16 protein-coding genes are annotated in these 20800 nt (G+C 44.1%); 10 read left to right on the forward strand and 6 right to left on the reverse strand.

The features are described 5' to 3' along the window. Window positions 1-5: 5 nt before the first annotated feature. Window positions 6-740, reverse strand: coding sequence for a ComF family protein (locus tag EQU50_RS04345; RefSeq protein WP_130153923.1), 735 nt, complete (start codon window positions 738-740; stop codon window positions 6-8). A gap of 111 nt (window positions 741-851) precedes the next feature. Here EQU50_RS04345 and EQU50_RS04350 point away from each other — a divergent pair, with 111 nt between their 5' ends. From EQU50_RS04350 to EQU50_RS04360, 3 genes are all read left to right on the forward strand, one after another. Continuing rightward, entirely contained in the window at window positions 852-1385 is a 534-nt protein-coding gene (locus EQU50_RS04350) for a cell cycle transcriptional regulator TrcR (protein ID WP_130153924.1), read from the forward strand. Window positions 1386-1500: 115 nt separating this feature from the next. Next, window positions 1501-2562 carry a hypothetical protein gene (locus tag EQU50_RS04355; RefSeq protein WP_130153925.1) on the forward strand — a complete coding sequence of 354 codons (1062 nt, stop codon included), beginning with the start codon at window positions 1501-1503 and terminating at the stop codon, window positions 2560-2562. An 89-nt stretch (window positions 2563-2651) separates the two neighbouring features. Beyond that, a complete protein-coding gene (locus EQU50_RS04360; RefSeq protein WP_130153184.1) occupies window positions 2652-3800 on the forward strand; it encodes an ISAs1 family transposase in 1149 nt (382 codons plus the stop codon). Between the two features lie 278 nt (window positions 3801-4078). On the opposite strand, the gene EQU50_RS04365 is transcribed toward EQU50_RS04360, so the two are convergent. Continuing rightward, entirely contained in the window at window positions 4079-4957 is an 879-nt protein-coding gene (locus EQU50_RS04365) for a LysR family transcriptional regulator (RefSeq protein ID WP_130153926.1), read from the reverse strand. Further along, a complete protein-coding gene (miaA, locus tag EQU50_RS04370; protein ID WP_130153927.1) occupies window positions 4944-5927 on the reverse strand; it encodes a tRNA (adenosine(37)-N6)-dimethylallyltransferase MiaA in 984 nt (327 codons plus the stop codon). The genes EQU50_RS04365 and miaA overlap by 14 nt, the downstream gene beginning before the upstream one ends. A 273-nt stretch (window positions 5928-6200) precedes the next feature. On the opposite strand from miaA, the gene EQU50_RS04375 reads away from it, so the two are divergent. The 7 genes from EQU50_RS04375 (at window position 6201) to ruvC (ending at window position 14207) form a co-directional block, all read left to right on the forward strand. Next, window positions 6201-7016: a hypothetical protein gene (locus EQU50_RS04375; RefSeq protein ID WP_130153928.1), complete on the forward strand. Its 816-nt coding sequence runs from the start codon at window positions 6201-6203 to the stop codon at window positions 7014-7016. 185 nt (window positions 7017-7201) lie between these two features. Then, a complete protein-coding gene (locus EQU50_RS04380) occupies window positions 7202-7771 on the forward strand; it encodes a hypothetical protein (protein ID WP_130153929.1) in 570 nt (189 codons plus the stop codon). Between the two features lie 302 nt (window positions 7772-8073). Continuing rightward, complete coding sequence (locus EQU50_RS04385; protein WP_130153930.1) at window positions 8074-9237, forward strand: hypothetical protein; 1164 nt, start codon at window positions 8074-8076, stop codon at window positions 9235-9237. Window positions 9238-9537: 300 nt separating this feature from the next. Continuing rightward, window positions 9538-10974, forward strand: coding sequence for a hypothetical protein (locus tag EQU50_RS04390; RefSeq protein WP_130153931.1), 1437 nt, complete (start codon window positions 9538-9540; stop codon window positions 10972-10974). A 140-nt stretch (window positions 10975-11114) separates the two neighbouring features. Continuing rightward, entirely contained in the window at window positions 11115-11861 is a 747-nt protein-coding gene (locus EQU50_RS04395; RefSeq protein WP_130153932.1) for a hypothetical protein, read from the forward strand. A gap of 59 nt (window positions 11862-11920) precedes the next feature. Then, window positions 11921-13732, forward strand: coding sequence for an aspartate--tRNA ligase (gene aspS / locus EQU50_RS04400; protein WP_130153933.1), 1812 nt, complete (start codon window positions 11921-11923; stop codon window positions 13730-13732). Then, the gene (gene ruvC, locus EQU50_RS04405; RefSeq protein ID WP_130153934.1) at window positions 13719-14207 is read left to right on the forward strand and encodes a crossover junction endodeoxyribonuclease RuvC; all 489 of its coding nucleotides are present in this window, start codon (window positions 13719-13721) and stop codon (window positions 14205-14207) included. Before aspS ends, ruvC begins: the two co-directional genes overlap by 14 nt. Before the next feature lie 212 nt (window positions 14208-14419). Here ruvC and EQU50_RS04410 read toward each other — a convergent pair whose 3' ends face one another. From EQU50_RS04410 to EQU50_RS04420, 3 genes are all read right to left on the reverse strand, one after another. Beyond that, entirely contained in the window at window positions 14420-16159 is a 1740-nt protein-coding gene (locus EQU50_RS04410) for a lipoxygenase family protein (protein ID WP_130153935.1), read from the reverse strand. 89 nt (window positions 16160-16248) lie between these two features. Continuing rightward, window positions 16249-18534, reverse strand: coding sequence for an NADP-dependent malic enzyme (locus EQU50_RS04415; protein WP_130153936.1), 2286 nt, complete (start codon window positions 18532-18534; stop codon window positions 16249-16251). A gap of 79 nt (window positions 18535-18613) precedes the next feature. Beyond that, complete coding sequence (locus tag EQU50_RS04420) at window positions 18614-20581, reverse strand: peptidylprolyl isomerase (protein WP_130153937.1); 1968 nt, start codon at window positions 20579-20581, stop codon at window positions 18614-18616. Window positions 20582-20800 lie beyond the last annotated feature (219 nt).

Below are 20800 nucleotides of genomic sequence, written 5' to 3' on the forward strand. Positions count from 1 at the left end.
GAAGTTTAATGCCCCTTAAGCGCCCTTGCTATTGTTAAAATAAAAACCTTTTTGCATCCCACTTGCTTTAGGGTCCGGGCGCATTCCTGAAGGGTGGCGCCTGTGGTCATGACATCATCAATTAAAATAACGCCTTTATCCTTTAGCCTGTTTTGATAGCAGGTCGGGACAACAAAAGCCTGACTCACATTCTCGTGACGCTGTTGAATAGTTTTATGCCCTTGAGAAACGGTGCGACGCTTCCGCCTTAACATGAAAGGCGCATAAACAGGCTTATTTTCGATAACCTTTATAAAAGCCATGGCCAATAAGGCAGCCTGATTATAACGCCGTTGCAAAAGGCGGGTCCAATGCAAGGGTACAGGAATCAGATAATCTGCCTCTTTAAAAAAATCAGCCTCACATGTCTTCATCCAGGCGGCAAAGGAGGGGGCCAAATGAGTTGAGTCCCCATGTTTAAAACGTAAAATTAATTTTTTGGCTGCATCGTTATAAATAACAAGGGAACGACCCCTATCGTAAGGGGGCGGATACTGGTGACACACCATGCATTGTGTAGTATTACCTTTACCAGACGTAGCATATTCAAGGGGCTGACCGCATGTTTCGCAAAACGGCTCTGTAATAAAGGTTATTTCCTTCCAACAGACAGCACATAATGCATGATCAATGTCAACGCTGTCTCCGCAGTTCACACATCGCGGTGGGATAAGAATATTAAGAAGTTTGTGAGTAAACATACTTTGAATGGTAAGTTAAAAAACTTAACAAAAGATTGAAAATTGCTCGTTTGTATGAGACAAAGGGGTTAACGAATCGCTTATATACCCAGTTCTAAGGAGAATTTTGATATGGCTCAGCCCTTGATGCCAAAAGGAACGGCTATTTGGTTAATCGAAAACACAGCGTTGAACTTTGACCAGATCGCTGATTTTTGCGGGTTTCACAGCCTAGAGATACAAGCCCTGGCTGATAACGAGTCATCAGTTAGCATGGTTGGATTTGATCCCATTGCTTCTTCCCAGCTTACCTTGGAAGAAATCAGACGGTGCGAAAATGATCCTACAGCGCGACTTTCCTTGCGTCCCATAGTTGATGCTGACAACATATTGGGTAAGAAAAAGGGGCGTTATACCCCCGTATCGAAACGACAAGATCGACCTGATGCGATTGCTTGGCTGTTAAAATATTATCCCGAAATGTCGGAGCCACAGATTTGTCGCCTGTTGGGCACCACCAAGCCGATGATCCGTTCTATTAAGAGCAAGACTCACTGGAACAGCGCCAATATTAAGCCCCACAATCCTGTTCAAGTTGGTTTATGTACACAGCAAGAGCTTGATCAAGTGCTGGCCGAGATTAACAGAAAATCTGTTGAGGTTTAGTCAGTTCTTAACTATTTAAATAGACGGCCCGATTTGTAAATCGTTTTTTTCTTGACCTAAAACAACTAAAATGTATAGTCTAAATTATTGACTTTTATTTAGGCTGTCTATTCACATGACAACAAATAATGTGTTTTTTGTTGTCCTTTGTTTCGCATTTATGGGGGGCGTACCTTTCAATGCAGCGCAAGGTTCTGCAGACCTGCATCCTGGGACCAGGGCTATTCAAGCATTCGATGACAACTACAAAAAAAGTCCTAAACACGACACATCTTTATATTTCCATAATGTGGTCCGCACAGGTAAAGGCAGCCTTGACGGTCATAATTTTACAGGGATTGATTACAATTCCCAAGCTACAGCGGACGATAGGCGCATTATTTATAAGGCTTTGATTCGGTCAACACTTTATCCGAAAAGAGAGAAAAAAAAAGAGCAGGACGAGTTTTTAAATGGGTATCTTCTGAATCTCTTTGAAGTTTGTATTGATGAGGGCCCACATTTCAAAGATGACTATTATCACCAGCTGACCACCTTTGTTGTGAGTTTTTTGGCAATAACTAAGGACCAAACCCAACGCCCAGAATTTTATAAATTCGTGAAAGGTTTTAGTAATGATGTACATCAAGACACTCAATTTATAGATAAAATCGTTGCCAGCATGCCAGGCGAAAAAAGTGGGAAAAGCAATGAACAGGCTTTAGAAGACTTTGTTAAATCCATAGAAAATAGCGCCGCATTTAAAGAAGCTTATGGGGATGTAGAGGGGAAAAAGGCGGGAAGTGTTGGTGTTCCCAAAACCAAAACCAGAACCGAAATCCAACAAAGGTTGGATTTTCTGCGAAGGGACCTTTCAGAATTAAATGATATTCTTTTAACCCATAAAGATATGAAAGCCAAGGGAACTGCTGCTTACGAGCAAAGCCCACGAAATTTTGACGATCAAATAGAGAGAAATACCGCTGAGAAAATAAAAATTGAAAAGGAAATAATAACCTTAGAAGCTTCTTTGTCATCTGCTACCATTCATGCCCCAGCATCGGCCTACTCTGCCGCAGCTGCCGCTGATCAACCGGCTAAACCTGCAATCCTCCTGCGCAGACAGCCAACTCCTTCGTCCTCTGACTCTTCCAGCAGCACCATGGCGATTGCACTGAAAATTAGTTTAGTATTCTAAAAATTATTTCCTAATTTTTTATTCGGCTTTTCTGCTGTTCTATCCGTTGTTATTATTCTTTTTTCTCAATAAAGAAAAAGGAAACAGGGATGCAGTTATCAGATACTTTCCTCAAACATTTTGAACCTCTTGCCGATCCTCGTATTGATAACCACAACAAGCTTCACAAATTGCACGATATCTTGGTAATAACAATATTGGCCACAATTTGTGGCGCTGATAACTGGGTTGATATTAGTGAATTTGGCAAAGCCAAATACGATTGGTTATCAACATTTCTCGAGCTGCCTAATGGTGTGCCATCTCATGATACTTTTGGCCGTGTGTTTTCCATACTTGACCCAGAGCAATTTGAATCCTGCTTTTATGCATGGATCAAGTCACTCTCTATCGATGTTAATTCTGAGATTATTGCTATTGATGGAAAAACGCTACGGGGTTCTGGCAACAGAAGAAAAGAGAAAAAAGCCCTACACATTGTAAGTGCCTGGGCAAGCAATCAAAGTCTTCTTTTAGGGCAAGTTAAAACGGATGAAAAATCCAATGAAATTACAGCCATTCCAAAATTACTCAAGATGATTGATGTTACTGGTAGTACAGTCACCATTGACGCCATGGGTTGTCAGCAGTCAATTGCTGAAGAGATCTTAATTCAAGGTGCAGACTACGTATTAGCTCTAAAAGATAATCAACCGAAGCTTCATGAAATGGTCAAGGCAATTTTCCATATAGGAGAATCACGTCAGTACAAGAAGATGCTTAATCGACGGAAAGTAGAGAAGATCCATGATCATGGTCGCATAGAAACACGTCGCTATACATTAGTATCAGCACGCGATCCGGCAGTATTTCAACTTCGTTGGCCTGGGTTAAAGGGTGTTGGCATGCTTGAAACAACACGCACAACTAATAATCAGGTTGAGCGTAGTACCCGCTACTTTCTAACAAGTTTAGCCTATGAAAATATTGATCAGTTTATGGTTGCTGTCAGAAAACACTGGAACATAGAAATTAACCTGCACTGGTCTTTGGATGTAGGTTTTAGGGAAGACCATAACCAGGTGCATGTTGGCCACGCGGCCAAGAATTTGGCTGTCATGAGACGTATTGCTTTGAATCTACTCAAGCAAGAAAAAACGAATAAACGAGGGGTGAGCTGTCGACGGAAGGTAGCAGGCTGGGACAACAAATACTTATTGAAAATTCTAACCGCTGACCACAATTTAAAGCGCGTTTGAGCGGATTGACTGATATAAACGGTAAGTCTTTTAAAGGGGAGGATAGTGTCTAAAAATAAAAAAAACAGGAAGTAGATCTCTCAAAACCTACAAAATCAAATCAATCTACAAAAGTTTGGGAAATAGCAGAAACCGTAATTTTAAAAACTAGGCTGAGGAGATGTCAGTGCAATCGCCATGGGGGTTTCCCACAGAGATTCAAAACGAGGTTCGAAAATTGTTCGGGGAATAAGGGATCACGGGATACAACAGTTTCATTGCCATCGATATTGGTAAATTCAGATCTGTTGCTTCAAAAATTTAAAGAAAGCCTCGATTCTTTTGGAATTTGCCAATTGCTTTGGATATACAAAGAACACCTGGACGACGGGGACCTTCAAGTCGGGGAAAATGGGCGTCAGATCATCGTGATCTTTGGCAATAAAATCAGCCAAGCTGGCGATGCCAAGGCCATTTTTAACGCTTTGCAAAATTCCATAAGCATTGTTGATAACAAGCGAAGGTTCCCGAACCGTTCCGGGTTCTGCACCCAATTTTAAGATCCAGTTCACATTGTCAATCGGTGCTGTCATTTGGGAACCAAAGACGATCAGGCGATGGGTGTCAAGATCTTCTGGACCTGTTGGGGTTCCATTCACCTGCAGATAGGTTTTGCTGGCGTAAATTTTCAAACGATAATCAAACAACTTTTCATAAACTAAATTGGGGTCGACATCCTGCTGGCCAAATTGAATGGCGACATCGGCTTCGCGCATGGCAAAATCGACGTCTTCGTCGGTTAAAATCATTTGTAATTTTAAATGGGGGTAGTCTTTGCAAAAATCGGGCAACCGCGGCGCCAACCACACCGATCCCAAAGCCACGGTGGCTGAAATCTTCAGGGTCCCCCCCAACTGGTCATAGCTTTCAGCCAATTGGGATGCTGTTGCTGAAATTTGCGAAAAAATGGAACGCGTTGTTTTGAATAAAATTTCTCCCTCGGACGTTAAGGCCAAGCCGCGGGCGTGCCTTGTAAACAGAGGCAAGTTTAAATCTTTTTCCAAGTTGCTGATTTGGCGGCTGACAGCCGACTGGCTTAGATTCAATGCGGAACCCGCGTGGGTCAGGTTTCGAATTTCGGCGACGCTGTGAAAAATTCGTAATTTATCCCAATCCATAAGCCCCCAATTCTTTCAAAATCATAAACGTCAATATAGAAGGATTAGAAGGCTCCAGCACCAGTTTTCTATCCACCTGGTGGCGAAACCACGTCATTTGCCGCTTGGCATAACGCCGACTGTTCCTTTTGGCCAATTCTATCGCAGTGGGCAGGTCATGATCGCCCTTCAAAAAGCCCCTTAATTCCTGTACGCCAATCGCCTTTAAAATAAGACTATCATCAGGTAGGTCCAGGGTTTGCAACCGTTTCACCTCCTCCAGCGCTCCCGTTTGCATCATAACATCGAATCGCGCATTGATTTTTTCATAAAGGGCCGCGCGGTCGGGCGATAAAATGCAATACAAAAAGGAATGGCGGGCAGGGGGCGTTTGGGTGTGCCACCAACCAATCGACTGGCCCGTTTGCAGATAAACCTCTAACGCGCGCCCCAGGCGTTGATGATCGTTCGGTTTGAGCCGGTCTTTTACGAACGGATCGCGCCTCGCCACATAATCATAAAAATCAGCACCCAATTGGTTCGATAAATCCCGAGCATGTTGCCGCGTTGCGGGATCGATGGGGGGAATGGCCGACATCCCCTTTGTCAGGGCATTCAGATACAACCCCGTTCCGCCCACAATAATCGGCAAAACCCCGCGCTGGCGGCAAGATTCGATTTGGCTTTCTGCCTGACCCAGCCACCAACCGGCCGAACCAGTGTGATGCCCATCCACCATGCCATACAGGTGGTGGGGGATTGGCGCACAGTCATGAACACTGGGGCGCGCGCTTATAATCGACAAATCCTGATATATTTGCATGCTGTCGGCATTGATAATCTCAGCCGGTTGCGAAGGCGCCAGGTGTGCGGCCAGTTCCAGGGCCAAGGCCGATTTGCCACAGCCAGTGGGGCCAGCCAAGATAACCCCGTCATACCCTGCGTCTTTCGAAATCTGCTTTTCGAAAATTGCGGGATCTCGCGTCCTCATCTCATACCTTCGAATGCTGGAATAAAGTCAAACACATGGATGTCCACACCCTCTGCGAGGGTTCGCCATGACGGGGGATTTCAAATTATCATAATCCCTAAATATCAGATATATACGGAATATAATCCACATATATCCAAGAATCAACTCTGGCATCTGGTGAATGTTGTACAACCATCCGCTTCCCTTCTTCCTTGTAAGAAAAAGGTTTGAATATTTTTTGAAGGATGATGATATCATATAATAAAGTTTAATTTGGGCTTAAGTGCGTTCATGAAAAGAGTATGTGTAGGGTTAGGTTTGTGGATAGTCGGGTTTCAATCTGTTATTGCTTCATCGGATTCTCTTGTATCGTTAGCAGCATGTTTGGCTGCCTCTAAAGCAGCTTCAGATGATACAGACTGTTCTAAAACTTCCTTTGGGGCAAGCATTCCTCTAGCCTCTTCATATCCCTCTCAGCCTGATTTCCTTGCTGATTCTTTCGATTCTGTACAATCTCTGTGTCCCCCATCTTGCCCCTATTCTCTTCATTCCGCGCTCTCTGGTTCCTCGCCATCCGATTCCTCTTATCTTTCATCACCTTCTCTGGGTTCCCAATTTTCCGTTCCGTCTTATTCGTCACCTCTTTCTCCACTTCCTAATCATGCCCCCGCCGCTACATATCCTTTAGGTGATACTTTCTCTCTGCTGCCACCCCCTCCATCTCCATATTCTTTGGATCCCTCCTTTCAACTTAATGACACTTCTGGGCGGGTTTACCAGCAGGCTTCTTCCCAACAGGCAACCGAGGCCCCTATCACTCAGCCTATGGGGGTTGCTGAAGCATTAATCCAAGGTCAATTTCTTATCATTCAGGCTTCCCAGACTAGAATTGCTGAGCTCACGAAATCCAATCAGGAACAAGCCCTTATCATTCAGGCTTCCCAGGTTGAAAAAGACAACCTTAGAAAATTAAATGGTGAGCATCTTAGCGACCGTACGCAACTAGATACTTACAACAGACAATTAATCCAACTGGTTCAGGGGCTTGTGAACACAATCAATCAGCAAGCTTCAATTGAAAATACCACTTCCTCTAAAGGCAATTAAATCCTTTTATTTTACTGAACACGTACCGTTAAGTCGGTGAGCAGCATTCTGAGGCGCGCGATATATGCTGAGCCGGGATTGGTCTCTGAAGCGGTAATGGAAGAAAAACGTTTGAATCTTTTCTAAGAAGATGGTCTTATTGCTTACTAAAATTTTAATTTAAGTGTGTGGTGTTTGTGAAAAGTGTGTTTTTAATCATTGGATTGCTGTTGGCTGTGTCTCAACCTATTTTAGCCTCCTCAGACGAGATGGGGGCCTATGATCCCCGATCGACCGGACATCCCAATCGGACCTTTATTCCTGCCACGGTTTTGAATCCACAGCTACCCCCGCCTGTTTTGACCAATCAAAATACCCCTTATCAATCTATTTATACACCACCGTGTTGGTGTCCTGGTTGTCAGAGACACGCTTTTTCTAAGCTGGCCGCTGAGCAAGCCGAACTAACCCATTATGTGCAGCAGCAGTCGCGTCGTATGCAAGACTATATGAATCTGCAAACTTCCGTTAATCGGGATTTTTTGGCCAAAATAACGAAGCTTTTACAGATTCATGAGGAACAAGCCCGCTCATCTAATGAATTTCATAAACAACATACAAAATTCATGCAGGAGCAGGCTGCTTTTCAGCGAGAGACAAGCGAACATATCGTGGCACTTGTGGGGGGCGTGAGTCAGGCCCTGGCCAGTTTGCAACACTTGCGCGATTCAATTAACAGTGCGGTCGCCGGCTTAGGTTCCAATTCGTCGCATTGAATACAGATAAAATCACACACAATTAATAAAATTTTTATATTGTTTAAAACGATTTATTGATTTTAAAAAAGGCATTTTCTATGTAAAAAGCATTTTTCTAATTAACCAAATATTAATATTTTTTTCGATAGATTGGTACTTGTAAGGCGAAAATATAAACCGCCGAAACATTGTTACTTTTATATTAATTATTAATTGGAGAATTACAAAAATGAAAAATAATATTAAAATGGCTATGCTTCTATCAGCTATCAGCTATCAGCTTTCAAGCTTTGAATTCAGCCGCGAATGCAACCAATGCCATGGGTGATATGGCTCATGTGACCGACGCAACTCAAAAACAGCAATTATCGCCACAGTGGGGTCAAAACTTTTCTGCAGAAGCTAACAATCGTGCAATTATGACAAGCTTGGGTTTCATACCTGATCAGTACGATACAACTAAAACTAAGGTTGTACCTATGGCTGGGTTTTTAGCTCAAAGTGTTCGTGATGCCCAATTGACACGGGCTATTGACAGTATGATAGACAGCGTATTTAGTTATCAAGCGCTTGCATATGCCGCTCTTCAGGTTGCGCCCCATGTTAATGCTACAAATCCCACTGGCGCATTACCAGCACCTATAACTATATACTCTAATGGAACAGGTAATGGCCCATCTAATACTAATCCCAGCGAATATGCTCTTAAAACTGGCAGCAACTATAGCATTTTTTTAAATCAAGCAGGAATGTTCGGACCTGACGAAGATGACGATGTAGTAACTACCCCTGTGTCATTGAACCCAGATTCCAGTAACGCTGCTACGGCATCTATGAAATCTCCAGCTCAAAAAGTTGGCATGTTATTGCGCTGTATTTTCGGTATTGATTCCGACACTTTCAATAAAAAATTGAACTTGTCGCCTTTAGATATGGAAGATTCAGGAAAAGTGGTAACAGCCATTTTTGATCGTGTTTTGGGTGAAAATCGTACAGGTACTGGTGCGACTTTAGCAAGTAGATTAGCAGGAATCCCTGTTAATTGTACTAACGCATGGTCAGCTAGTTTGACCAACGGTGGCAATAAGGCCTTTGGATCTGGGGGTAATGGTATTTTTAACGTAGGTGCCGGTGGTGGTAATATTCTCAACTTTGGCAACAGTGGTACTACCCCATCTGCTTATTTTGACTGGTGGTTTAGCCGTAATCTTGGGTCAAACCAAGCTGGTATTACAATGACCTCGGCAAGAGACGCGTCCTATGATATTCAACGTTTAAAACTATTGCTTAATTCTGTGGTGCAACCAGTAACTTACAGTTCAGGTGCTCAGGTTGTTCCCATAAACCCAATAGTAGCTCCAAATGCTCTTAATGCCTCTGGACCTGGTGCATCGTCAACAGCATCTGCTGCTGCTTCAACAACATCTGCGGCCGACACAATTGCTTCAGGTGCTGCAACAACTGCAGCTACTGCAGCCAACTAAGACCTCTTTTAAAAAAGAATCGTCTTTCATTCAAACGCTGTCCTCACAGAATTCTGTGGGGGCAGTTTTTTTTGATTGCTGTCAATTCAAATGGTTTTTCTATTCCCTCCCCCTGTCGTTCTCACGAATACTCTAGCCTGTTTTCATAAGTTCGTGAAAAAAACACAAGGCGAAGGGCCAATTTAACTAAATATTAACCATATTTGGTTTAATATTGATTATAACAAAATCAATAAACTATTATTATTCAAAAATTTGAACGCGGGTTTTCTATCTCGTGTTTTGCATGGAGTCTGCTTTATGAAGGTTAACTGTAAAAAATTACTACTTTTGGGGACGTTTATTCTTCAAACGTTTGGGGCTGGGGCTTTTGCCAGTGCCAATGTCGCACTGGACCGGGGCGATCAGGTCGAGACACAAAGAACCCAACAGTTAGCCGATAGTACAGCCAAGAAATACTTTCTGGGTGACACATCACCAACTGCTTTGGCCCTTGTCGTTGGTAAGCCTGTCGATGGTTTAAAAAGCGTTCATCAGAAATTGGACGAACTGGGAGCCCTTGTTCAGTCCAGTGACTCTACCGGTCTTTCAGCGGCTTTTCAGTCTGTTAAAGATGAGTTGGCGGCTTTAACAAATACGGTGGGCACTCTTAACAATACCAGCATACCAGGCATTCAAAGTACACTAGCAGCTATACAAGCACGACTAGCTGCCCTTCCCTCAGGCGGGTCTTGCGGGCCTATCCCTGACCTTGGGCCGTTTACGCATGCCGTGGGGTGTCTGATAAAAAAGGTGGATGATTTTAACGATAACTTTATCACTTTATGTCGCAAATCCAACGTTGTGAATGTGGCTTTTCCATCAGATGATGACAAGTCTCACTCTTTAACAATGGCCGTTGATAACATGATGGACCATGTTTTTGGCGATAATGTTATGGGGGCGGTTTATTTATTCCCAGGCGCTACTGGCGCTTGTTTATCAAGTACAAGCGCCCTGTTCACCAATTTTACTGAGACTGACTTAAAAAAGAAAGAATATCAAATATTAGCGGGCGATCCCATCGCCAATCTTTTCGACCCTTATCCTTCGGCTTCTTCAGCCAGCAGCATCTCCGCTCCCATATCATCGCGTGCTGCTAACGTTATGCGTTTGACGCCGGTGCAAAAATTAATTACCTTCCTTCGGGCCGTTTTTGGCATCAGTGCGTCGGATTTTTATGGTGAGACAACGATTGTTTCTGCAACAAATACCGGAAGCTCTTTTACTGCTGGAACGACTGTTACCCAAGGAATTACCACTAGTTCTGGTGTTGCTACTGGTTCTACAATTACCGTTACGGTTAATACTGCTACCTCATCAGTTACAACGACGACGACTATTACGAACCCTAAAGTTAAGTTCCGCACAAATCAAACGTGTTCAAAACAAGGGTGCTCTGACCAACAGTGTTGCGGTCATGCTGCTTCTAACCTATCAGACTCTGGCATTGTGTTAACCACCATCTTTGATTATGTTTTGGGCAGATGCCGCACTGGGATAAGTGGTACCAACAAATTCGGCGGTGTGGGGAAATTCCCGAAGGCTGACACGTCCACAGGTATTAATGCTTTTGTGGGAGACAACCCAATTGCCTATTTTGCAAGAAATGGCATCTATGACGGAACTTGCCCCGGATCAGCTGACCTTGCCCGCCTGCAGACCTTGCTGAATGAGTTAACGACGCGCGTTGTTTAAAAGAAGGCATCACCTTACAGGCGCAGACCGTGCGCCTGTAATATAAGGATTGAAGAAAAGTATTTTTAAAATTATTAAATAAACCTTAAGGGAATTGTTGTATTTTTAAAGAATCGTATCAAGTTTAAAGGAATTTTATCTTGCGTGTTGCCCTTTTCTTTTTAGGCTTTTTTAGTTTGGCCGCCCCGATTGCAAACGGCAGCGAGAGCACGTCATTAATAGATTCCGCATTAATAGATTCCGCCCACCAGGAAACTTCGTGTTGTCGGTGTTTCTATACGTTTCTGAATGCCATTTATTCTTGTTTTCGTGGGTCTTCGGCTCCGTCAGAGGTGATGCTTGTCGAATTGGTGAACGCCAGGCTGAATGGCGAGGTTTTAACAAATTCAACCCAACTTAAGTTTTCTGGCACCGACAGCCACCTTCTTAATTTGCAAGGGGATACCGTCATCAGGGGCGACGAAGGCGTCTTGTTGTTCCTTACGCAAGGAAAATCTGAAACAGAAGTCCTTCGGCTAACGGCCTGTGAAAAAGCTGAAATGTTTCTTGACGCTGTTTTCGGCCTTAAGTCTGGGGTAGACGGAGTCCCCCCGCCCGACCAACGAGATGGCAGCATTAATCGGCTGTTAAGGTATAAATTTGATTTTGTTTTGGGGCCCAGGCGAAATGGATGGGGGGGCACCTATGGTTGTTCCAAGAAGAGCAATCATTTTTCTGATCATGCAAATGCTAAGGGGGTTTTTCCCGGAATTGGGGGGCGCATGGGGATTGCGCCAAATAGGACCGCGTCGCAAAAGGTGACAGATTTTTTCAATTCTCATCAGGCGCAAACCGACTATGAACGGTTACGGGTTCTGTTGGATGTTTTGGTCGTCGTCAGGAGTTGACAAATCGCCATTTTTCCTATCTGTTTAAAGTCATATAATGCCTTTTTGTAAATTAGAATATGTCTTTAAAATCAGCGCCCTATCGCACCCATACCTGTGGTGAACTTCGTCAAATGCACATCGGTGAAACCGTCAAATTGTCCGGGTGGGTTCATCGCAAACGTGACCATGGTGATTTGGTCTTCATCGATCTTCGTGATCATTATGGCTTGACGCAGTGCGTCATTGAACAAGGGCGCGATGGTTTTAAAATCGCCGAGACCTTGCGCAATGAAAGCGTGATCACAGTCACCGGTGTGGTGCGGGCCCGGGGGCCAGAGGCTGTTAATGATAAAATGCCAACAGGTGACATCGAAATTCAATTGGATACGGTTTTTGTTCAATCGTTTGTGGAAAGTCTGCCCTTGCAGGTGAACAGCCATGCTGAGTTTCCGGAAGAAACGCGCCTTAGTTATCGTTTCTTGGATTTGCGTCGTGAGAAATTGCACCAAAATATTATTTTGCGATCACAAATTATTTCATCGATCCGGCGTCGTATGATCGACCAGGGGTTCATGGAATTTCAAACGCCTATTTTGACGTCTTCATCACCAGAGGGGGCGCGGGACTTTTTGGTGCCAAGCCGAATTCACCCCGGACATTTTTATGCCCTGCCGCAAGCACCCCAGCAATTTAAGCAGCTGCTGATGGTGGCCGGGTTTGATCGTTATTTCCAAATTGCCCCGTGCTTTCGGGATGAAGATGCGCGGGCTGACCGGTCGCCTGGTGAGTTTTACCAGCTTGACTTTGAGATGTCGTTTGCCACGCAAGAGGATGTTTTTGCGGCCATCGAGCCCGTGTTGACCGGTGTGTTTAACGAATTCGCGAATGGCCGCGCCATCAGTTCGTATCCTTATCCGCGCATTACGTTTCATGATGCGATGTTAAAGTATGGCTGTGACAAGCCTGACCTTCGAAACCCCATTCTGATCAGTGACGTCAGCGAGATTTTTAGAGATTCAGATTTTGGCGTCTTTGCCAAGGCCGTTGAAAAAGGTGGCGTGGTTCGCGCCATTCCTGCCCCCAATGCTTCTAAGCAACCCCGCAGCTTTTTTGAGAAACTAAACAACTGGGCGCAAGGGTTAGGATTGCCAGGCCTTGGGTATATTGTGTTTGAGGGTCAGGACGCCAAGGGTCCGATTGCCAAATTCTTAAATGCAGAACAGCTGCAGGCTTTGAAGCAAGCGGCGGGATTGGGTGATGGGGACGCCGTCTTTTTTGTGTGTGACAAGGCTGACAAGGCCGCAAAGGTGGCCGGCCAGGCCCGCACCCGGATCGGCCAAGATTTGGACCTTATTGAACAAAATACGTTTAAATTCTGCTGGGTTGTTGATTTCCCCATGTATGAATTGAACGAGGAAACGGGTAAGATCGATTTCTCCCATAACCCATTCTCGATGCCTCAAGGTGGCCTGCATGCCTTGGAGAATCAAGACCCCTTGACCATTAAAGCTTACCAATACGATATCGTTTGTAATGGTATTGAATTATCAAGCGGCGCCATTCGAAACCACCTGCCCGAAGTCATGTATAAGGCCTTTGATATCGTTGGGTATGACAAGGCGGATGTTGAAGCTAAGTTTGGTGGGTTGTTGAATGCATTTAAATACGGCGCCCCGCCCCATGGTGGATGTGCGCCTGGTATTGATCGCATCGTGATGTTGCTGGCCGACGAGCCGAACCTGCGCGAGATCATCGCCTTTCCTTTGAATCAACAGGCCCAAGATTTGCTGATGGGGGCCCCTTCTGCCGTGGATCCTGAGCGGTTAAAGGAAGTCCATTTGCAGATTAAAATGCCCTTGAAAGCCACAGAAAAAGCTGCTGGTGGTTAAAATCCTAGGCCTGGATCCCGGGCTTCGCCACACAGGCTGGGGGGTTATTAAGGTTCAGGGGAACAGCTTAAGCCCTGTCGCCCAAGGAACGGTTGATACAGATGCCAAACTTAGCCTGGCCGAACGGTTGAATACGCTATTCCAAGGGTTAATGGTTGTTTTGGAAGACCACCAACCTGATGAAGCCGTTGTCGAAGAAACTTTTGTGAATAATAATGCGGTGTCTACGTTGAAATTGGGAATGGCGCGGGGGGTTGTTTTATTGGCCCCTGCGTCTTTAAACATTCCTGTTTTTGAATACTCAGCCAACAAAATTAAAAAGTCTGTGGTGGGCGTTGGTCATGCCGATAAAAGTCAAGTACTGATGATGGTGCAACGGCTATTGCCAACCTTGCAATCAGGTTTAAAACTTGACGCGGCTGATGCCCTGGCAGCTGCTATTTGCCATGCACATCATACCCCGCGCAGAATATAACACCCTTTCAAATGATTTCGGTATATATTCTCGTCATTTTGATGCTTTAAATGTTAATCCCAAGCTCATCCATGTCATTCCCGCGAAGGCGGGAATCCAGACAGCAATACAACTGGACCCCCGCCTTCGCGGGGGTGACAAAAGGGGTATGGTGCTAACAGAAAAACCGGCAAAATCATTCACAAACGTTACACAAATCTTTAATTTATTATTTAAGCACTTGTACCTGCCTCTAATTTCAAAGGAAACACTGTGTAAGTATTGTCGCCTCTAGCTTCTAACGCTTGTTGATATGCTAACAAAGCTGTTCGGAAATCTTTAAAACTCTGTTTGCCTGCATCATCTAACGCTAGATAACTGAAGTCATCGGTAAGTTTTATCGAAGGTGCTGATGTGGCAAACGAAATATCCATATATTGATGGAATATATCAATGCTGGGGCGTTTGTTTATATCTCTGGGTACCTGAGAAGGGATCAGGTTATGCCATATACCATAATTAACTTCGATATTACCCACTATTTCATGCTCAACGGAAGCCGTATAAATAAACGTAGTGATTAAACGTTGCAGGTTAGTTTTTGTTGGGCTTGCTGCGTAGTGCGTTATACCATTAGGTATGTATTGTTGTAACGCATTGAACCACTGGCGAATTTGCGGGTCTTCAGACACGGCTGTATCGTTTGTGTAATAGACGTCAATATAATCACCAACATGCTTTTTGATAATGTTCCACAAACTTATGGTGTTGTTGCCGTATTTATAATTTACAGTGCCCTCTTGTGCATCACCTGTGATTGTCATTCCACGGTTTGTCGTATTTCTTTCAATATCCATATTTTCAATATTGAAGGATCCTATTTTTTGATTAATCAAATTTACAGCAGTTGGCCGATCATAACTGAAGAATACCGGGACGTAACTGCCAGCGTTGGCCATCAATAAGGGCGTGTTCATACTATTGACCGATAAAGTTGAATATTGATGAGGGTACATTAGTAAACGCAAAGGGTGGTTAGGTAATAGGTATCGGTTATTCACAGCACAAAAAGTCCCAGCCACGATATAATGGGTATGCAGCAAGTGACGAACGACGGTCGTATCAGTCGACATTCCCATCAGCATAATTTTCTGCTTATGTTTCCATTCTTCGCCGGATGCCTTTGTGTAAATTTGTCCTTCATATTCTATGGATACAGTCTCCATCGAGTTTTGTTCAGGCACATATCGTAAAGTTGCTATACCACCCAAACGTGATAGCCCCTCTTTCACAGGAAACTGGTAGTAATCAGATAAATTTATTTTATAAAGATTATTATCCGTTGCACTGGGCGTATGCTTAATATAAGCGCCTAAAGGCCCCTCCAAGGCTAGGGCACCTATAACGTCATTGCTTATTTGTCCCCTTTTTAAATCTGCAGGCATCGGCAGCAAGGGTAACAGAGCGGTATATTCGCTAGGAAATAAACTAGTTAATCGATCATTGCCGTCAGGAATCGAAGGTAAACCTGAACTTGCTGCAGGAAAATATTTTCGTAAGAAACTGTAAAAAGCTACTTTTAGTTTCTGTGATGAACTATCTTCAGCCGTTGGTAAGGTCCTTGCTGTGTAAATACCGCTGAAAGGTAAAAGAGGGTTATGTGCTTGCCATGAAACAAGATCTGATCCAACTGCCGGTTCAGGTAACCGAGCTGTAGTCGCAGTATTAGATCCCAAAAATAAGCTTTGGTGCACTTTTGTCCAGATGAATCGTTTAAACCGATAACCGCAAGGCAGGCTTATTGGTGATGTGTCTGCAGAAGTTGTATTTGCAGCTGATTCATTCCCTACAAGCTCAAATTTCCCTGTATTCTCTTGTACTGTTTGTAAGTCGTCTGGTTGGACGCTGGCAAAGGCAGGCAAACAAACCGATAACAAAGCCAAACTTGTTACAACATTTTTGAATTGATGCATTCTAAAAAATCCTATTATATTTCATTCTAAAATAATAGGGTTTAATAGTTTATTTTTTATTAACGGTATGTAGTATCTTTTCCTTAAATCTAAGTCTTTGAACACTCTAAGGCATCAACTAAGGCCAAGGCTGTCATATCAACGATTCCTCGCACATTAATGGTGGGGGTTAAAATTTGAGCGCTGCCACGAATACCCATTAAAATGGGGCCGATGATTAATTCATTGCCTAAGGCGCGCGCCATTTTAAAGGAAATATTGGCAGCCTCTATGTTGGGCATGACGAGCAGATTGGCTGGTCCTTGCAACTGAGAATTGGGGAAAATTTTCTGGCGAATATCAGGACACAGGGCCGCATCGGCATGCATTTCCCCTTCCACTTCTAACTCGGGTGCTACTTGTCGTAACATTTGCAAAACCGTTTGCATTTTGCGTGCAGAAGTACTGCGGGATGACCCAAAATTAGAATGAGAAATCAAGGCCACTTTCGGCGTTATACCAAACCGACGAATTTGCTGGGCCGACAATAATGTCATTTCCACCAATTGTTCCGCTGTTGGATCTATATTGATATAAGGGTCACAAATAAACAAAGGCTGATGGTCCATCACCAACGCACACAGGGCGGCACAATGGCTAAATTGGGGTTGCACATCCAATATTTGCTGCAGCTGCCGGAAGTGATCAATATAACGCCCGATAATGCCACAAATCAGGGTGTCGGCATCACCCAAGTGGACCATAAGGGCTGCGATGATTGTTGTGTTCGTGCGCACCAACGTTTTGGCTACATCGGCGGAAACACCTCGCCGTTCGGTTAAGCGATGATAAGTCGTCCAATAATGGTGATAACGGGGGTCATTATTGGGATCGACAACCTGATAGTCCTCGCCGGCTTTCAACCGCAGGCTTAATGCGTTAATGCGTCGTTGAATAATATCGGGACGGCCAACCAAGATGGGAAGACCTATTTTCTCGTCGCAAAGGGTTTGTACAGCTTGTAGAACCCGTTCTTCTTCCCCCTCGGCAAAGACGATACGTGTTGTGCGATGGCCTTGTTGTTTTGCTGTGGCAAAGACAGGTTGCATGACTTGACTTGACCCATAAATGAAGGCCTGCAGATGTTCCCGATAAGCCACCATGTCTTTTATGGGTCGGGTGGCAACGCCTGTGTCCATAGCGGCTTGTGCGACGACGAAGGCCAGTTCCACAAATAAACGCGGGTCAAATGGTTTGGGAACGATAAAGTCTGGACCAAAACTGTGGATCTCTCCATTATAGGCGTTTGAGACAATATCAGAACTTTCGGCCTGGGCTAATTTAGCAATCGCTTTAACGCAGGCAATTTTCATTTCTTGGTTAATAGTGGTTGCACCCACGTCCAAGGCCCCCCGAAAGATATAGGGAAAGCAGACAGCGTTATTGACTTGGTTGGGATAATCAGATCGCCCCGTTGCCACAATGGCATCGTTTCTGACCTGGGCGACTAGGGGTGGAAGAATCTCAGGGTCAGGATTGGCTAATGCTAAAATCAACGGCCTTGGGGCCATGGTCGCCACCATTTCGGGCGTCAGGACGTTGGCAACCGATAATCCTAAAAAGATATCGGCACCTTCAATGGCGTCTGATAAATGACGATGATGGGTGTCTTGGGCGTAGAGTCCTTTCGAATCATCTTCTATGCCTTCTCGTCCTTCAAATACAACGCCTTTACTGTCGGTTATCGTGACGTTCTCACGCTTTAGACCCAGGTCAAGTAACAAGTCTAGGCAAGCGAGGGCAGCGGCCCCGGCACCAGATGTTACAAGACGCACTTGATCAATTTTCTTATCCAAAAGTTCTAAGCCATTCAAAATGGCTGCCCCAACCGTAATCGCGGTACCATGTTGATCATCATGAAAGACGGGAATTTTCAGGCGTTCTTTTAATTTCTTTTCAATATAAAAACATTCGGGGGCCTTGATATCCTCTAGGTTAATGCCACCAAAAGTTGGCTCCAACGCTGCGATGATATCAACTAATTTGTCTGGGTCTGCTTCATTAATTTCTATGTCGAATGCATCTATGTCAGCAAACTTTTTAAAAAGAATCGCCTTGCCTTCCATGACTGGTTTTGAAGCCAAAGGACCAATGTTACCCAAACCCAAAACGGCTGTGCCATTCGTAATCACCGCAATTAAATTGGAACGGGCCGTCAGTTCAGCCGCTTGGCTGGGGTCCTTAAAGATTGCTCGACAGGGCTCTGCTACGCCTGGTGAATAAGCCAAGGCTAAATCATGGCGGTCCGCCAAGGGTTTTATTGGAACAATTGCCAATTTTCCATAGGGGCGGCGACGGTGATAGGCTAAGGACTGTTGATAAATATCACGGGGCATAGAAAACACTCTCATAATGGTATAAAAAAAAGGCGGCACAGGAAACTTCCGGTACCGCCCTTATTCAAAAGCTTAGAACTTAAGCAGCAGGCGCTGCTGTTGGGGCTTTTGGCTCTGTTGTTGCCGGAGCAGGTTGTGCGCTAGGAGCAGCAGCAGGAGCGGTCGGTGCAGCTGCAGCAGCTTTCTCAACCAAAGGCTGACCGTTTAGATCAAACTTTTTGACTGTCACTTGCTTTCGAAGATCTGCTAATACCTTAACGCTTAGCTCAGCTGAGATGACTTTTGTGAGTTCGGCTCTGGCTTCCTCAAGTTTCGGCGGTTCGATTGCCCGTTTGTCTTCAACGCGAACGATGCTGTATCCCACATCGCCGACCTGAATGGCTTCAGGCAACAAGGTCGCTTTAGCAGCCTTGAAAACCTTATCTGCGAATTCTTTTGGTAAGTCGTTGCGACGAACGTATCCTAGATCACCGTTATTGGCTTTGCTTTGGTCGTCGACAGAGTAAGTCTTGACCATTTCTTCGAAACTGGCTCCTGACTTCAAAGCTTTCATAACTTTAAGGGCATCTTCTTTTGATTTAACCAAAATATGACGGAGGCGGATTTCCATTTCATTCTTTGGCATCATTTTCAAAAGTTGTTGATACTTAGCGTTGATCATGTCTGGTGTGATTAACTTGGCCACTTCTTGTTCCAGATAGAACTTCTGTGTCAAAGCCTCTTTCGCATCCGCAATTTTTTTCAACACAGCTGGATCTTTATCCATACCCGCCTTGCGAGCCTCTGCTGAAATCAACTTCATATCAATAACGCGATTCAATAAAGGTTCGAACACTTTATCAAAAGGAACTTCCTTCAGTTGAGGTGGCAACGAGATCATGCTTTCCTTAAGATCCGCGATTTTAACTTTTTCGCCATCTTTAAATTCAGCTACGACCATGTTGTCCTCAAGGGTCTTCAGGTCAACGCTTGGTTGATCTGATGTCTTTTCTCCCTTAGCTTCAGCTTCGGCTTCTGCCTTTCTTTGTTCAGGAGTTTTTTCAACCAATGGTTTTCCATCAAGGCCAGTCTTTTTTACGCCACTGTCTGCTCTTAGCTTTTCAATGACTTTAACGGCATATTCAGGGCTGACAGCCTTAAAGATTTCATCACGAACTTTCTTGAATTCAGGCGGCGTTACTGGACGTTTATCATCCACACGGATAACACTGTAACCAACCTCACCAATTTTCATAGCTTCTGTAACAACCGAACCTTTTTCTGCTTTAAAGGCCAATTCAGCAAAATCTTTTGGCAGCTCTTCTTTGCGGACATACCCAAGATCACCACCTTTTTCTTTTGATTCAGTATCCAGTGATTTTTCCAAAAGCGTCTCGAACTTGGTGCCGGCTTTCAACTGCTTTAGAATGTCGGCTGCTTCTTCCTTTGTTTTGATTAGAATATGACTGAGCTTGATTTCCATTTGGTCTTTTGGAATCATCTTCAGCAATTCTTGATACTTTTCTTGAAGGACAGCATCGGTGACTAATTTCTCAATTTCTTTATCCAAATAAGATTTTTGAATCAGGGCTTCTTGAGCCTCAGCAATGCGCTTTAAAACTTCAAGATTTTTATCAATGCCAGCTTTACGAGCAGCATCTAACAATATTCTTGTGTCAACCAAACGATTCAACAAGGGCTCATAGATTTTCTCTAAACCGGTTTCTTGTAATTGGGTTGGAAGACTTGAAAAAACTTTTTTCACATCTTTCAACGTAATTTTTTCACCGCTAGAAAATTCAGCAACAATTTTTTTCGCATCGGGATCCGTTGATTCATCCTCTTTTGGTGCAGGCGCAGCCTCTGGTGTTGATACGACTTCAGGCTTTGGAGCCTCAGTCGTTACGGGCGCGGGAGGCACCTGTTCCTTTTTAGGAGCTTCTTGCTTTTCAGGGACAGGGGCTGGAGTTGGCGTTTCAGTGGTCGGTTTTGGTTGCTTAAAAAAGAAAAACCATCCGACCAGCGCAGCTACTAATACCACTACGCCTAAAGTCATTTTAGATTTCATAACGGGTCCTTGATGTTAATTAATACTGTTTGAGTACGATAAAATAAGAATTTTATCAAGCTCACTTTACACTACCCCTATTATATGCGCAGCATCTAGAAAAATTACAACAATCAAAAATATGGAATTGTCATTCTTTTTCCTATAATCTTATTAACATAGTGGTGGATTATATCCATTTTCCCCCTCAACATTAATTTTTGGTTCTAGGATTCTTGA

The sequence above is a fragment of the Candidatus Finniella inopinata genome, from assembly GCF_004210305.1.
GTDB lineage: Bacteria > Pseudomonadota > Alphaproteobacteria > Paracaedibacterales > CAIULA01 > Finniella > Finniella inopinata_A.